This is a genomic window from Kitasatospora sp. NBC_00070 (genome assembly GCF_045041205.1).
Lineage (GTDB): Bacteria > Actinomycetota > Actinomycetes > Streptomycetales > Streptomycetaceae > Kitasatospora.
In genome coordinates this window covers 7212925-7227229 of record NZ_CP108247.1, presented here as the reverse complement: position 1 = coordinate 7227229, position 14305 = coordinate 7212925, and the positions used below count along the sequence as shown (strand labels likewise).

At 73.0% G+C, this 14305-nt stretch carries 17 protein-coding genes; 9 read left to right on the top strand and 8 right to left on the bottom strand.

The features are described 5' to 3' along the window. Positions 1-41 precede the first annotated feature (41 nt). Both OHV05_RS32660 and OHV05_RS32655 read right to left on the bottom strand, forming a co-directional pair. Positions 42-752 carry a DUF1062 domain-containing protein gene (locus OHV05_RS32660; RefSeq protein ID WP_405020916.1) on the bottom strand — a complete coding sequence of 237 codons (711 nt, stop codon included), beginning with the start codon at positions 750-752 and terminating at the stop codon, positions 42-44. Between the two features lie 281 nt (positions 753-1033). Beyond that, positions 1034-1504 (bottom strand): SRPBCC family protein, encoded by a 471-nt coding sequence (locus OHV05_RS32655; protein WP_405020915.1) that lies wholly within the window; start codon positions 1502-1504, stop codon positions 1034-1036. A 137-nt stretch (positions 1505-1641) separates the two neighbouring features. Here OHV05_RS32655 and OHV05_RS32650 point away from each other — a divergent pair, with 137 nt between their 5' ends. Continuing rightward, positions 1642-2055 carry a nuclear transport factor 2 family protein gene (locus OHV05_RS32650; RefSeq protein WP_405020914.1) on the top strand — a complete coding sequence of 138 codons (414 nt, stop codon included), beginning with the start codon at positions 1642-1644 and terminating at the stop codon, positions 2053-2055. A gap of 93 nt (positions 2056-2148) precedes the next feature. Then, on the top strand, positions 2149-2571 hold the full coding sequence (locus tag OHV05_RS32645; protein ID WP_405020913.1) for a PPOX class F420-dependent oxidoreductase: 423 nt from the start codon (positions 2149-2151) through the stop codon (positions 2569-2571). 18 nt (positions 2572-2589) lie between these two features. Here the strand turns inward: OHV05_RS32645 and OHV05_RS32640 are convergent, their stop codons facing one another. The 5 genes from OHV05_RS32640 to tdh all read right to left on the bottom strand — a co-directional run bounded on the left by OHV05_RS32640 (position 2590) and on the right by tdh (position 8246). Next, on the bottom strand, positions 2590-3489 hold the full coding sequence (locus OHV05_RS32640; protein ID WP_405021595.1) for a Gfo/Idh/MocA family protein: 900 nt from the start codon (positions 3487-3489) through the stop codon (positions 2590-2592). Positions 3490-3671: 182 nt separating this feature from the next. Further along, positions 3672-4589 carry a LysR family transcriptional regulator gene (locus tag OHV05_RS32635; protein WP_405020912.1) on the bottom strand — a complete coding sequence of 306 codons (918 nt, stop codon included), beginning with the start codon at positions 4587-4589 and terminating at the stop codon, positions 3672-3674. 415 nt (positions 4590-5004) lie between these two features. Further along, positions 5005-5820 (bottom strand): hypothetical protein, encoded by an 816-nt coding sequence (locus tag OHV05_RS32630; RefSeq protein ID WP_405020911.1) that lies wholly within the window; start codon positions 5818-5820, stop codon positions 5005-5007. A 144-nt stretch (positions 5821-5964) separates the two neighbouring features. Then, positions 5965-7194 (bottom strand): glycine C-acetyltransferase, encoded by a 1230-nt coding sequence (locus OHV05_RS32625; RefSeq protein ID WP_405020910.1) that lies wholly within the window; start codon positions 7192-7194, stop codon positions 5965-5967. A gap of 23 nt (positions 7195-7217) precedes the next feature. Then, positions 7218-8246 (bottom strand): L-threonine 3-dehydrogenase, encoded by a 1029-nt coding sequence (gene tdh / locus OHV05_RS32620; RefSeq protein ID WP_405020909.1) that lies wholly within the window; start codon positions 8244-8246, stop codon positions 7218-7220. A gap of 382 nt (positions 8247-8628) precedes the next feature. Between tdh and OHV05_RS32615 the strand changes: the two genes are divergently transcribed. The 4 genes from OHV05_RS32615 to OHV05_RS32600 are packed head-to-tail and all read left to right on the top strand — an operon-like array spanning position 8629 to position 10793. Then, positions 8629-9012 (top strand): hypothetical protein, encoded by a 384-nt coding sequence (locus tag OHV05_RS32615; RefSeq protein WP_403043252.1) that lies wholly within the window; start codon positions 8629-8631, stop codon positions 9010-9012. Beyond that, positions 9012-9881 (top strand): transcriptional regulator, encoded by an 870-nt coding sequence (locus OHV05_RS32610; protein WP_405020908.1) that lies wholly within the window; start codon positions 9012-9014, stop codon positions 9879-9881. Before OHV05_RS32615 ends, OHV05_RS32610 begins: the two co-directional genes overlap by 1 nt. A gap of 34 nt (positions 9882-9915) precedes the next feature. After that, positions 9916-10368 carry a roadblock/LC7 domain-containing protein gene (locus tag OHV05_RS32605; RefSeq protein ID WP_405020907.1) on the top strand — a complete coding sequence of 151 codons (453 nt, stop codon included), beginning with the start codon at positions 9916-9918 and terminating at the stop codon, positions 10366-10368. A 50-nt stretch (positions 10369-10418) separates the two neighbouring features. Continuing rightward, complete coding sequence (locus tag OHV05_RS32600) at positions 10419-10793, top strand: hypothetical protein (protein ID WP_403043245.1); 375 nt, start codon at positions 10419-10421, stop codon at positions 10791-10793. 57 nt (positions 10794-10850) lie between these two features. Here the strand turns inward: OHV05_RS32600 and OHV05_RS32595 are convergent, their stop codons facing one another. Next, the gene (locus OHV05_RS32595) at positions 10851-11354 is read right to left on the bottom strand and encodes a GNAT family N-acetyltransferase (RefSeq protein WP_405020906.1); all 504 of its coding nucleotides are present in this window, start codon (positions 11352-11354) and stop codon (positions 10851-10853) included. 166 nt (positions 11355-11520) lie between these two features. Here OHV05_RS32595 and OHV05_RS32590 point away from each other — a divergent pair, with 166 nt between their 5' ends. Genes OHV05_RS32590 through OHV05_RS32580 form a run of 3 tightly spaced genes read left to right on the top strand, consistent with a single transcriptional unit; the run spans position 11521 to position 14257 of the window. Further along, entirely contained in the window at positions 11521-12690 is a 1170-nt protein-coding gene (locus OHV05_RS32590; RefSeq protein WP_405020905.1) for a sensor histidine kinase, read from the top strand. Beyond that, a complete protein-coding gene (locus OHV05_RS32585; protein WP_405020904.1) occupies positions 12687-13364 on the top strand; it encodes a response regulator in 678 nt (225 codons plus the stop codon). Before OHV05_RS32590 ends, OHV05_RS32585 begins: the two co-directional genes overlap by 4 nt. 35 nt (positions 13365-13399) lie before the next feature. Further along, positions 13400-14257, top strand: a complete 858-nt coding sequence (locus tag OHV05_RS32580) for a carbon-nitrogen hydrolase family protein (protein WP_405020903.1) — start codon at positions 13400-13402, stop codon at positions 14255-14257. The last annotated feature ends 48 nt before the right edge of the window (positions 14258-14305 follow it).

Genomic DNA, 14305 nt, shown 5'->3' with positions numbered 1-14305 from the left:
GGACCCGCCCTCGACTGCCGGAAGGCCCGGCCGTCACTCTCCTACGCTCCCGCCGCAGCCCGCACCGAGCCGGCCAACTGCCTTGGCACGCCCCGTAGTCCGAGGTCGGTCAGGGCAGGCCGCAGCCGGTGGGACCGGGCGCCGGGGAGCTTCGACCGCTGCGCGGCATCGGCCGAAGCGGAAGCCGGTCCGTGGACGGTGAGTTCGAAGTCCCGGTGGGTCTTGGCGTCCGGCGCGAACGGCAGGCGGATTCGTCCGTCGCCGACCATCCGTCGTACCTCGGTCCGGCTGAGACCGAGGCCGCGCATGAGCAGCCGTTCGACCCGGACCGGCGCGGGCAGTTCGAACCTCACCTGCACCCCGAGCGGTGTCGGGTCGTCGAGTGCGTGGAGCGGGGTGCGGGTCTCCAGCTCCCAGGTACCGGTCCAGTCGAGGCGGTGGCCGTTCTTCGCCGCGAGTGCCGCACTCATCGCCAACTCCGCCACCACGGCGGGGCTGTTGGTCTCGTACGCCACCCGGCGGGCGGGCTCCAGCGAGGAGACGTGGACGCGCTCGTGGACGGGCACCTTCGAGGTCCGGTCGCACGCCGCACAGCTCAGGAGCAGCCAGACGTCGAGCAGCTTGCCGTTCGCGTTGACCCGGATCTTCCCCGACGGGCGGTGGCGCGAACCGGAGCAGTCCGGGCAGGGGCGCACGACGGCGGGCAGCGCGGACCGACGCACGGCCCACAGGGCCTTGCGGTTGGTATTCATGGTGGTGGTTGCTTTCAGGACTGGGCAGGGGCGCTCGCAGGCAGGCTGCGGCCCCTGACATCTGACGGATGCACACGAGGGCGCGGGTCATCCCCTCGGGGCCGGGTCGTCAGACTCCGAGGTCGGTCGCGCGACAGGTGGGGTGTTGCCACGTGGCAGCCGTTACAGGTCCATGCGGGTGATCGTGATTCAGAGCACGGTCCGCAGGCAACTCATTTTCGGGCGGCGGTGGTCAGGCCGCCTCCGTCGGGCACGGCCTGACGCCGGACCAGGAGGCCGGCTCAGGACGCCGGGTGGTGGTCGGGCACGGCGTTGAGCTCGATGCCGTGTTCCAGCAGGGCCTTCAGGGCGCACAGCGCTGTGCTGAATCCCCCGACGGTGTCGTTCACCCAGCGGACGGCGGCCTCCGCCGAGCCCTGGAACCCGGTCTCCGTGACCTCGACGAAGGTGGTCCCGGCCGCGCGCGGGGTGAACCGCAGCTCGACCGTGGTCGGCTGCTCGTAGTTGCCCCACGCGAACCGGATCAGCCGCCCCTCCTGCACCTCCTCGACCCGCACGTCGACGGAGGCGCCGTAGGTCTCCCACTCCCAGCGCAGCTCGGCCCCCGCGACCATCGGCCCGCTGCTCCCGCTGTACCAGAACCGGGTGGTCACGGCCGGGTCGGCGAAAGCACGGAACACCTCCTCGGCGGGCTTGCGCACGATCATGCAGGCGTACGCGGCGGGGGCCGGCGCGGGGGCAGGGTTCTCCATGGGCACGATCATGCACCGCCGGCACCGCGCCGGCCACAGCGTTGGCCCGGTCGGGCCCGCGGGTGGAAACGGCGCTCCCGGGCGGCTCACTGTGATTGGCCGGCCCTCTGTGTCCGAAGCGAAGCCCAGGAGCAGCCGTGTCCCGAACGCCGCAGGAGATCTTCCGGAGTTACGTCCACGCCGGGACCCTCTCCCGGAACGCCGACGCCCTTGCCGAGAGCTTCACCCCGGACGGTGTCCTGGAGGCACCACTGCTGCCCGCCGGCGGCGCCTTCCCCAGCAGGATGGCGGGCCGCGAGGAGATCCGCCGCGCGATGGCGGCGTACTACCAACGCCAACCGAAGGACGGCCCCGTCCCGAACCTCGAGAAGACCGGCTACGTGCTGCACACCACCGCCGATCCCGACGTGTTCGTCGCCGAGATCGACACCGTCTTCGACGGAGCCGGCGGCGGGGAGGACGTGACCGTCTCGCTGGTGCAGATCTTCCGGGTCCGGGACGGGAAGATCGCTCGGCTGCGCGACTACTTCGCTCCCGAGCTGCTCGGCTGAGGGAGCCCACCGGACGGCCGTCGTCCGCGCTTGACCTCAAGCGGACTTCACCTTCTACCGTGGGGATCCGACGGCAACTGGACGGAGACGGTGATGGCACTGACCGAGCAGGAGCGGGCTTACCTGGCGGGGCAGCCGGTCGGGCGGCTGGCGACGGTGGGGCCGGACGGGGGGCCGCAGGTGCGGCCGGTGTCGTTCCGGCTCAACCCGGACGGGACGGTGGACATCGGGGGGCCGAAGCTCAGCGAGAGCCGCAAGTACCGGAATCTGCAGGCGAATCCGCTGGTGTCGTTCGTGGTGGACGACTTCGCGCCGGCGGACGACCCGGTGGCGCCGGGGTGGGGGCGCGGGGTCGAACTGCGGGGCCGGGCCGAGCTGTTGACGGGGGTGGCGCCGCCCCAGGCGGCCGGGTTCTTCAGTGCCGAGGTGATCCGGATCCATCCGAAACGGGTCATCAGCTGGAACCTGGCGCACCGGGGCAACACCTCCCGTGACGTCGACGAGTCCGCGTCGTGAGCAGCGCCCGCGAACGCGTCAGCGGGTCTGTGCCGCCAGCTCGCTGACGATCCGCTCGCACAGCTCGTGGGTGCGCAGCGCGTCCCGGGCCGACAGCACCTTGCCAGCCCGGACGGCGTCCAGGAAGCCGACCACCACCTGCTCGATGCCGCGCTGCCTGGCCACCGACACCCAGTCGCCCCGGCGCCGTACGGTGGGCTGGCCCCGGTGGTCGATCACCTCGGCCAGGTTGTGCACGGCCCGCTTGGAGTCGCCGCCGGAGACCTCGAGGATCTCCTCGGTCGAGCCGGAGAGCCGGTTCATGATGCCGAGCGCGGTGAAGCCGTCGCCCGCCAGGGTCAGCACCACGTGCTCGACCAGGCCGTCCCGGATCCGGGACCGGACGTCGACGTGCTCGATCTCGCCGGGGGCCAGGAACAGCAGCGTGTCCACCACGTGGATGAAGTCGTCGTACACCAGGGTGCGGGCGGCCTCCGGCAGGCCCTCCCGGTTCTTCTGCAGCACGATCAGGTCGCGCGGCCGCTCCTTGGCCATCAGGTAGCCCGGGGCGTGCCGACGGTTGAACCCGACCATCAGCGAACGGTTCTGACGCTCCGCCAGGTCGACCAGTCGGCGGGCGCCGTCCAGGTGGTAGTCGAGCGGCTTGTCGACGTAGACGTCGACGCCCGCCTCCAGCAGCGCGGTGACGATCGGCACGTGCTGGTCGGTGGTGGCGTGCACGAAGGCGGCCCGCAGCCCGCTGTCGATCAGCTCGCCGAGGTCGCCGTAGCGCTGGGTGATCCGGTAGCTGTCGCCGATCCGGTCCAGCTTGGCCCGGTCCCGGGTCATCAGCCGCAGGTCCAGGCCCGGCAGCGCGGCGAGCACCGGCAGGTACGCCTTCTGGGCGATGTCGCCGAGGCCGATCACCCCGACCGGAATCGGCTCGGTCGCAAGGTCCGGGACGTTCTCGCTCATCGGGGTGCTCCAACCGTTCGTCCAGCGGCGGCGCCACGCCGTCGTGGTGCCCGGCCACGCCCAGCAGCATATGCCAGAACGGGTACTGATCAGTCAGGACGAGCACCCTGCGATCCCCTTGGCGCGGCACGGGCGACGCCGGGCCGTCACTCCACCGCGAGCGGCGCGGCGGCCGAGGTCAGCGCCGCCAGCACCGGACGGATCAGCGGGTGCCGGTCCGCCCCGGTCCGGACCGCCGCGAACACCTTCCGGGTGGCCAGCGCGCTGTCCACCGGCCGGACCGCCACCGCCGCCAGGTCGGTCCCGCGCAGCGCCGACCGCGGCACCAGGGCGACCCCGGCGCCGGCCGAGGCGAGGGCGACCACCGCGCGGAAGTCGTCCGAGGAGTGCACCAGCCGGGGCTGGAAGCCGGCGTACTCGCAGGCCAGCAGCACCACGTCGTGGCACGGGTTGCCGGGGTAGGGGCCGATCCACGGTTCGGTGGCCAGCTCGGCCACCGCGATCGGCCCGTCGCCCGCGGCCAGCGGGTGGCCGAGCGGCAGCACCGCGTCGAACGGCTCGGCGTACAGCGCCACCCGGGTCAGCCGTTGGTCGTCGGCCCGGGGGGCACCCCGGTACTCCACCGCCACCGCGAGATCCGCCCGGCCGTCCAGCACCATCGGGACGCTGGCGTCCCCTTCGGCGTCCAGCACCCGGAGCCGTACGCCCGGGGCGGTCCCGGCCAGCACACCGATCGCCGGGGCGAGCACCAGCGCGATCCCGGTGGCGAACGCCGCCACCGTCACCTCGCCCGCGACGCCCTCCCGGTACGCGGCGAGGTCGGCCTCGGCGCGCTCCAGCTGGGCCAGCACCAGGTCGGCGTGCAGCAGCAGGATCTCCCCCGCCGCGGTCAGCCGGACCCCTCTCCCCTCCCGCGCGAGCAGTTCGTGGCCGGTCTCCTGCTCCAGCGCGGCGAGCTGCTGGGAGACGGCCGACGGGGTCAGGTAGAGCGCGGCGGCGGCGGCCGTCACCGTCCGGTGGTCGGCCACGGCCCGCAGGGTCCGCAACCGTCTTGCATCGATCACGTCCCCTATTCTGCCAGCGCGCCGACCACAGCCGGAAACCCGAACACCTCCGGCCGGCCAGCTCACCGCCCCGGCCGGAATCCGGCCAACCCCCGGAGCGGCTGACCGAAAGCCGTCGCTCCCCAGCTGTCCCGCGCCGTAACGGAGTTGTACCAGGACGCCCACGGCCGTTCCGTTGTCGGCCCCGACTACTACGCTACGAATGACGACACACCGTCAGAGCGCGGTCGTTCGGAGCGGGGGCCGGGGGCCGTCCACGCACCGACCGGCCGGGGGTCCGCCCCGCCGGTACCGGACACGCCTTCCACAGCGGGCCAAGGGCCGGTAGTGGTAACCGAGTTCCGTGTGTATCGTCGCGTTCTGCGATCACGGGCCGACCACCAGCAGCTGGGGGGCAGCAGCAATGGCACTGGAGCTACCTTCGGAATTGACGTTCGTACTGAAACTCCTCGGGGTCAACTGGCCCCAGGCGAATGAGGACGAGCTGACCAGACTGGCCGACCAGCTGACCAAGCTGGCCTCGGCCATCGACTCCACCCAGATGGCGGCCGACAAGGCGCTCGCCAAGCTGGGTGAGGTCTATCACGGCGAGTCCGCCGACAAGCTGGCCGAGCTGTGGGGGACGATCTCCAAGTACTCCGGCATGGTGGTGGAGATGCTGGGCACCGCCGCCACCGCGATCAAGGCCGCTGCCCTGGTCATCCAGATATGCAAGGGCCAGGCGCTGGTCCAACTGATCAACATCCAGGCCCAGTTGGCGGCTTCCTCGGCCACCTTCGGGCTGAGCACGCCCGCCATCATCGCGGCCGGCCGGGAGATCATGACCCGGATCCTGGACGAGGCGGTCTCCCGGCTCGCCCACGAGCTGGCCAAGCCGATCGCCGACCTGGCGGACACCGTGATCGCCAAGGTCCTCGGCAGCGGCTCCGGAAGCGGCGGTGCGGGCCAGGGCTTCGGCGTCGACGTGGCGGCGATGGCCCAGTGCGCGCTGGACATCCGCAAGCACTCCGACGACGTGGACAGCGCGGGCAGCTCGTTCCGCAGCGTGGTCGACAGCCTGGACGTCGGCAAGCCCGGTGACGCGTTCGGCAAGCTGGCCATCGCGGTCGCCGAGGAGGTCGCCAAGAGCGTCGGCACCGAGGTGCTGAACCGGATCCTCAACTCGTTCCGCGGCACCGCCGACAAGATGGACACGGTGGTCCGCAACCTGTCCGAGAACGAGGACATCCACACCCAGCAGATGAACGGCGGCATGTCCCTGCTGAGCACCTCGTTCGGCAAGGGCCCGACCGGCCCCACCCAACTCACGGGTGGAGCCGGTGGCAAGACCGGCGGCGGGGCTCAGCTCGACCCCGGCCTGTCGGCCTTCGACGCGCTACGCCCCAAGCTCGGCGGCGTCGGCGGCGGTGGCGGCGGCAAGCTCGGTGGCAAGCTCGGCGCGGGCGGCCACGAAAGCTTCGACAGCGCGCTCAACGTCCTCGGTGGAGTGCGCGGCGGAAAGCTGAACCCGAATTCGGGCCTGCCCGTGGGGAACCACGGGGAAGGAGAAGCCGATCACGTAAACCCCGCGGTCCAGCAGCAGTTCAGCCAGCCGACCAGCTTGGGCCGCGTCACCAACCATAACGGGGGCAATGGGGTGCTCGCCCGGAAGGATGTCGAATCCGGCGGCGGTCATGCGGGTTCGGAACAGAGCCGTGTTGGCGGCCAGCCGGTCTCGCAGGTTCCCGGAATGCTCAATCAGGTCCAGCACGGTCAGGGAGGCGGCGGCAATCACGGGGGCCAGGGAGTTGGAGAAAAGGTACGGGCGGCTGCGCTGGCGCAGCAGCGCAACAATCTCCGCTCGCGCCGCGACGTACCCCCCGGAAGCCCCACCGAGCGCCTTGCCGAGGGTCCCGGTGATGATGTCGACGCGGTCCATGACCCCGTGGAGTTCGGGAGTGCCGCGCCCGCCTTCGCCGATGAAGCCGACGGCATGTGAGTCGTCGACCATGACCATCGCGTCGTAGCGCTCGGCGAGGTCGCAGATCTCCCGGAGCGGGGCGATGTAGCCGTCCATGGAGAAGACGCCGTCGGTGACGATGAGCCGGCGGCGGGCGTCCTGGCTGTCCTGGAGCTGCTTCTCCAGGTCGGCCAGGTCGCGGTTGGCGTAGCGGTACCGGCGGGCCTTGCAGAGCCGGATGCCGTCGATGATCGAGGCGTGGTTGAGCGCGTCCGAGATGACCGCGTCGCGGTCGTCCAGCAGGGTCTCGAAGACGCCGCCGTTGGCGTCGAAGCAGGAGGAGTACAGGATGGTGTCCTCCTGGCCGAGGAAGCCCGAGAGGCGCTCCTCCAGCTGCTTGTGGACGTCCTGGGTGCCGCAGATGAAGCGCACCGAGGCCATGCCGTAGCCCCAGCGGTCCAGCGCCTCCTTCGCCGAGGCGAGCACGGCGGGGTGGTCGGCCAGGCCGAGGTAGTTGTTGGCGCAGAAGTTCAGCACCTCCCCGCCGCCGGTCACCGTGACGGTGGCGTTCTGCGGGCTGCCGATGACCCGCTCCGGCTTGAACAGACCGGCCTCGCGGATCTCGGTCAGGGTCGCGGCGAGGTCGTCGCGGACGTTGTCGAACACAGGGGCTCCTACCTGAGGGAAGGTCAGACGGTCCAGTCGAGGATGATCTTGCCGCAGCGGCCGCCGGCGGCCTCGTCGAAGGCGGCCTCGAAGTCGGCTGCGGCATACCGGCCGGTGATCACCGGGCTGAGGTCGAGACCGCCCTCCAGCAGCACCGACATCGCGTACCAGGTCTCGAACATCTCCCGGCCGTAGATGCCCTTGATGGTGATCATCGACGTGACGATCGAGGCCCAGTCCACCGCGAACTGCTCGGCGGGCAGGCCGAGCATGGCGATCTTGCCGCCGTGCGTCATGTTGGCGATCATCGACTGCATCGCCTCGGGGCGGCCGGACATCTCCAGGCCGACGTCGAAGCCCTCCCGCATGCCGAGCTTGCGCTGGCCCTCCTCGATGGAGGTCTCGGCGACGTTCAGCGCGAGCGTGACGCCGACCTCGCGGGCCAGGTCCAGGCGGTACGGCGAGACGTCGGTGATCACCACGTTCCGGGCGCCGGCGTGCTTGGCGACGGCGGCGGCCATGATGCCGATCGGGCCCGCGCCGGTGATCAGCACGTCCTCGCCGACCAGCGGGAAGGAGAGCGCGGTGTGCACGGCGTTGCCGAACGGGTCGAAGATCGCGGCCACGTCCAGGTCGACCGGCACCCGGTGCACCCAGACGTTGGAGGCGGGCAGCGCGACGTACTCGGCGAACGCGCCGTCCCGGCCGACGCCCAGGCCGATCGTGTTGCGGCACAGGTGGCGGCGCCCGGCCAGACAGTTCCGGCACTTGCCGCAGACCAGGTGGCCCTCGCCGCTGACCAGGTCGCCGACGTTGACGTCGGTCACCCCGGCGCCGATCTCGGCCACCTCGCCGACGAACTCGTGACCGAGCGTCAGCGGCGTGCTGATGGTCTGCCGGGCCCAGCCGTCCCAGTTCCGGATGTGCAGGTCGGTGCCGCAGATCCCGGTCCGGAGCACCTTGATCAGCACCTCGGCGGGGCCGATCACGGGCTTGGGGACGTCCATCAGCCAGAGTCCCGGCTCGGCCTTCTGCTTGACGAGTGCCTTCACGGCGACTGCTCCTGACGCACGGTGGGACGGTCTGGGCTGCCGACGGCCTGCTCCGGATCTTCACCGGGGCCGCGCGGCACTGTGCAATCTGCCTGCTGGGCGCGGCTGCGGTCCATCGAGGAATTCTTAACGGCCGCCACAGTTCGGCTTCACGATCGTCCCCGAGCCCACGCCCGCCGCCCCGCCGACGCTCCGTCAGTTCCGCCGGAACGTGCGGAAGTTGTCCCCTATCAGATTCGGGCATATGCCCGAGGAATATGCCGGAATCCGACCCACGATCGGATGGACCGGGCTAGCGTTACGTCCCGCAAAGGTTACCGCCCGTGAGCGCGGGGCCAACAGGCGCGCCCTGCCACGGGTGCGACGGGAGGGAAGCGGACCGGTGCCGGGAATTGATGACTGCCTTGCCCAGGCGATGACCGTACCGGGTGCCCTCGGGGTCAGCCTGGTCGACTGGACCAGCGGCCTGGCGCTCGGCACCGCCGGGGAGGGCCCCGGCGGCGACCACGAGGCCGGGGCCGCCGACGCCACCGAGCTGGCCAGGGCGGTCACCCAGAGCGCGTCCTTCGTCGACCCGGCCGCCGGCACCGCGCCCGCCGAGGACCTGATCCTCAGCTCGGCCGCCGCGTACCACCTGGTCCGCTTCCTGGAGACCGACTTCGACAGCAGCCTGATCCTCTACCTCCGGCTGGACCGCGAGCGTGCCAACCTGGCCCTGGCCAGACTCCGACTGGCCGCCATCGCCGAGCAGTTGGTGCTGGACTGATGACCCTCACGCTGCCCGCACCCACCCTCCGGCTCCCCCACCGGCGCCGGTCGGGCCGCTCCCCCGCCGGTCCGGTCGAGAGCGCGCTCGCCGACCTCGCCGCCGCCCGGGCCACCGGCACCCTGTACGGCAGCGCCGGCGCCCTGCACCTGGCCGACGGCGCGGTGGTGGCCGCCGACAGCCCGGCCACGCCGGGGGTCGAGGCCCTGCTCACCGGCTGCGGGCGGCTCACCCCACGGCAGTGGGCCACCCAGCTGGCCGCCTGCACCGGCTCCGGCCGGACCTTGGCGGAGCAGCTGGTCGGGGCCGGCCACGTCAGCCACGGCGAGCTCCAACTCTGCCAGCTGACCGCCCTGTTGGACGCCGCGTACGTGGTGCTCAGCCGCTCCGGGGGCGAGCCGGACTTCGTCCCGGGCCACGCCCCGCCGCTGGTGCTGGCCCGGCCGGTGAGCGTCCGGGAGCTGCGGGCGGCGGTCGGCCGCCGGCGGGCCCTGCTCGACCGGGTCTGGCCGTCCCCGCAGGTGGACACGGCGGCCGTGCGCCGCCGTCCGGGCACCGTGCCGCGCGGCTGCACCCGGCGCCGGCAGGCGGTGCTGGAGGCCGCCGACGGGCGCCGTACGCCCGCCGAGATCGCGCTGCTGCTGGGGCGCTCCGCCTACGGCACCGTGCTGGACGTCCGGCACCTGGCCGCCCGGGGGCTGGTCGAGACCCCCGCCGCCGCCGTACCGCCCCAGCGGTCGGCCGCCGCGCCGGCGCCACCCTCCGCCCCACCACCGCAGAGATCCGCCGCCCCACCGGCGTACGACCCGTCAGATCCGCACGTCGCCCTGCTGCTCAGGATCCGAGCCGGCCTGGAGGCCCGACTGTGAGTGTTCCCGTCCGTACCGTCCGCCCGATCGAGTCATGAAGCGCACCTTGCGACAGTTCACCGGCCGTCGGCCACCCGTCCTGATCGATCCCGAACTGCTGGCCGGCCCCGGTCTGCTCGACGAACTGAGCGGGCTGCGGGCCAGGGTCCCGCACCTGACCGGCAGCCTGGTCGCCACCACCGACGGCCTGGTGGTCGCCCACGACACCCGGGGGCTTGAGCCGTCCGGGGTCGCCGCGCTCACCGCCGCCGCGCTCGGCGTGGGGGCCCGGCTGGCCGAGGCCACCGGGCAGGGCGAGTTCCGCGAGCTGCTCACCCGGGGGGAACTCGGGTACACCGCCACCTACGCGGCGGGCAACTACGTGGTGCTCACCCTGCTGGCCGGGCCGGACGCCAACATCGGCCGCCTGCACCTGGAGGCCCGCCGGGCCGGGCGGCGGATCGCCGAACTGTCCGACGCCGTGCTGGCCCGCCAGGACCGCGACTGACCTCCGAACCACCCGTCCCGAACCTCACCACCGCGAAGGAGAGCACCACCATGGCCAACACCGAGTCCGCCCTCAAGGACGTCATGAGTTCGATCGACGGCGCCATCGGCGTCGCCCTGGTCGACTACAACAGCGGCATGGCGCTGGGCACCCTGGGCGGCACCGCCGAGCTCGACCTGAACGTGGCCGCCGCCGGGAACACCGACGTGGTCCGCGCCAAGGTCCGCGCGCTGGAGCTGCTCAACCTCAAGGAGTCCATCGAGGACATCCTGATCTCGCTCAACACCCAGTACCACCTGATCCGCCCGCTCACCGGGCGCTCGGGCAAGGGCCTCTTCCTCTACCTGGCGCTGGACCGCAGCCGGGCCAACCTCGCCATGGCCCGCCACCAACTCAAGCGGATCGAGGCCGAGTTGGAGGTCTGACAAACCGGGCCAGGCACTCCGGCCGCAGGCTCCCCCTGCGGCCGGAGCCGGCCGGCCTCACGGCAGCCGCCACCTGACCTCGCCGTCCTGCCACTCCTCGGTCGGCCGCAGCCCGGCCGCGCTCGCGACGGCGGCGGACGCCCGGTGCTCCGGGTGGACGTGGGCGACCACCGTCCGCACCGACCGCTCGCCGAGCCAGCCGACCAACGCCCGGGCCGACTCCACCGCGAAGCCCCGCCGCTGCCAGGGCGTCCCCACCATCCAGGCGATCTCCGCGACGCTCCCCACCGGGTCCGCCGTGACGGTCGCCTGCACCGTGCCGACCAGGTGGTCGGGACCGTCCAGCCGGAGCACCCAGTTCAGCCAGCCGACCGCCGGGTCCGGCGAGCCCGCCGTCATCCGCCCGTACCGCGCCCGCAGGTCCCCGGGGCTCAGCGGCTCGCCCCCGATGAAGCCGTGCAGGTCCGGGTCGGACAGCACCTCGGCCATCTCCTCGGCGTGCTCGACCAGCAGCGGGAGCAGCGTCAGCCTGGCGGTCCGGACGGTTTCGGCGATGATCACTCGGTCTCCTGTTCGGGTGGATGGCAGCAGCGTACGCCGCACCCCGGGCGGCCAGGGCCGCCGCTCTTCCCCCGATCGGGGGAGGTCCCCGCCGGACCGCTCGGCAATACTGACGATCATGATCAGGGGAATCCGGCCGCTACTGCGCGGCTCAACGTATTCGGGTGTGTTGTTCGCCTCCTTCGGCGCGGCGGCGAGTCTTGCGCTGCTGCCTCTCGCGCTGGTGCCGGCGCTGGCCTGGGAGACCGCTCCCTACGGGGTGAAGGCCGCGCTCTGCCTGCTGCTCTGGGCGGCGCTGACCGGGGTGGTCGGGCTGGCCAGGACCACCCGGCGGGTGCTGGTCGCGTCCGCCCGGCGCCTGTTGGCGGTGCCGCTGCCCGCCCCCGCCGCGACCGGCCCGACCGGCGCCGACCGCTGGCGGACCCCGCTCTGGCTGGTGCTGCAGGTGGCCCTGGGGTGGACGGCGCTGCTGCTGGGCGGTCTGCTGCTCGCCATGGGCGTGGCCCTGCCGGGCGACTGGACCCGCTCCGAGGCGGGGGTGACCCTGTTCAACTGGTCGGTGCAGGTCTCGGGCGCCTGGAGCTGGGTGCTGGCGGCCGCCTGCATCCTGCTGGCGCTGCTGGTGTGCGTCCTGGTGACGAACGCCCAGCGGTGGCTGGCACCGAGGCTGTTGGGCCCCTCCTCGGCGGAGCGGCTCGCGCTGGCCGCCGAGCGCGAGCAGCAGCTGGCCGAACGCAACCGGCTGGCCCACGAGTTGCACGACTCGATCGGGCACACCCTGACGGCGGCCACCATCCAGGCCGCGGTGGCGGGCGAGGTGCTCGCGGCCGACCCGGCGGCCGCCCGGGCCGCGCTGCGCAGCATCGAGGAGTCCACCCGGGCCGCCCTGGAGGACCTCGACTACGTGCTGGGCGTGCTCCGCGAGGAGCAGGCGGGGACGGCGCCGACCCGGACCCTGGCCGACCTGCCCGAACTGCTGGACCGGTTGCGGCACGCCGGGGCGGTGGTCCAGCCCGAGCTGTCGGCCGACCTGACGCAGGTGCAGGGGACGCTCTCCCGGGCGGCGTACCGGATCCTCCAGGAGGGACTCACCAACGCGCTGCGGCACGGGGCCGGCGGTCCGATCGCGGTCCGGGTGGCGGCCGGGCCGGACGGACTGGAGCTCAGCGTGCTGAACCGGACCGGGACGGGCCCGAGCGCCTTCCCGACCTCCGGCCACGGCCTGCCCGGGCTGGCCGAGCGCGTGCGGCTGCTGAACGGCGAGTTCGAGGCCGGCCCGGACGGGGCACAGCACTGGCGGCTGGCCGTCCGGCTGCCGGTTCGGCAGTCGGCGTGACCGGCCCCGACCAGGACCCGGGCGTCACGCTGCTGATCGCGGACGACGACGCGGTGACCCGCAGCGGGCTGCGCACCCTGCTCGCGGCCCAGCCGGGGATCACCGTGGTCGGCGAGGCCGCCGACGGCGTCGAGGCGGTCGAGCTGGCCCGGCAGCTGCGGCCCGACGTGGTCCTGATGGACGTCCGGATGCCGCGCCGGAACGGGATCGAGGCCACCCGGCAGCTGCTGGCGGACTCGGCCGAGCCGCCGAAGGTGGTGGTGATCACCACCTTCGAGAACGACGGCTACGTGACCGCCGCGCTCGGCGCGGGGGCCAGCGGCTTCGTGCTCAAGCGGCTGCCGGTCCGGCAGATCGCGGAGGCGGTCCGGGTGGCGGCGGCGGGCGAGGCGGTGCTCTTCCCGGCGGCGCTGCGCCGGCTGGTCTCCGCCCGGCCGCTGGCCTCCGCCCAGGCCCTGCCGCAGGCGGCGCTGACCGGGCGGGAGGAGGAGGTGCTCCGGTTGATGGCCACCGGCCTGTCCAACCCGGAGATCGCCGGGTCGCTCACGGTCAGTCAGGAGACCGTGAAGACCCACGTGGGGAACGTGCTGACCAAGCTCGGCGCGCAGAACCGGACCCACGCGGTGGTGCTCGCGTACGAGTCCGGCCTGGTGGTACCGGGGCTCCCGGGCTGATCCGCCCCGGACGGCCTGGGCTAGGCTGGCCTTCCATGAGCGATCTTCCCGCCCTGCCGTCCACCGTTCTCACCCTGAGTGCCGGTCAGGCCGCCTGCGCCGCCCTGGACATCGCCGCCAACGTCGCCACCGCCGCCGAGCTGGTCCGGCGGGCCGCCGACCAGGGCTCCGCGCTGCTGGTGCTGCCGGAGCTGTTCCTGACCGGCTACGAGCTCGACGGCATCGCCGCCGACCCGGACACCCAAACCCTCGGCGCGGGCGACGCCCGGCTCGACCCGCTGGCCACCGCCTGCGCCGACACCGGGACGGCCGTGGTGGTCGGCGCCCCCACCCGTCACCACTCCGGCGGCCAGCTGCGGATCTCCGCCCTGGTACTGGGCCGGGACGGACGCTTCGTCACCCAGTACGACAAGCAGCACGCCACCCCGAACGAGCGCGCCGCCGGGTTCAGCCCCGGCACCGAGGGCTGCACCCTCACCCTGGACGGCTGGCGCCTGGGCCTGGGCATCTGCTGGGACCTCGGCTTCCCCGAGCACGCCCGGGCCGCCGCCCTGGACGGCGCCCACGCCTACCTGCTGGGCGCCATGCTCGGCCGGGGCAGCGGCGCCCACCAGCGCGCCACCGTCCTGCCGGCCCGCGCCCTCGACAACACCAGCTACACCCTGCTGGCCAACCACTGCGTCACCAGCGGCCCGTACCACGGCTGCGGCGGCAGCGCGGTCTGGAACCCCGACGGCACCCTGCAGACCGAGGTGGGCCCCGACGGCCCCGCCCTCGCCACCGCCCGCCTCTCCCCCACCGCCCTGGCCCGGGCCCGCGCCGACGACCCGGTGCTGACCGACCCCTCGCTCACCGCCCCGGTGCGCCCCCGGACCTCGGCCACCCTCGACTGACCGGCCCGGCTCCGGCCGGGGGGGTCGCGCCGGGACACCGCTCAGCCG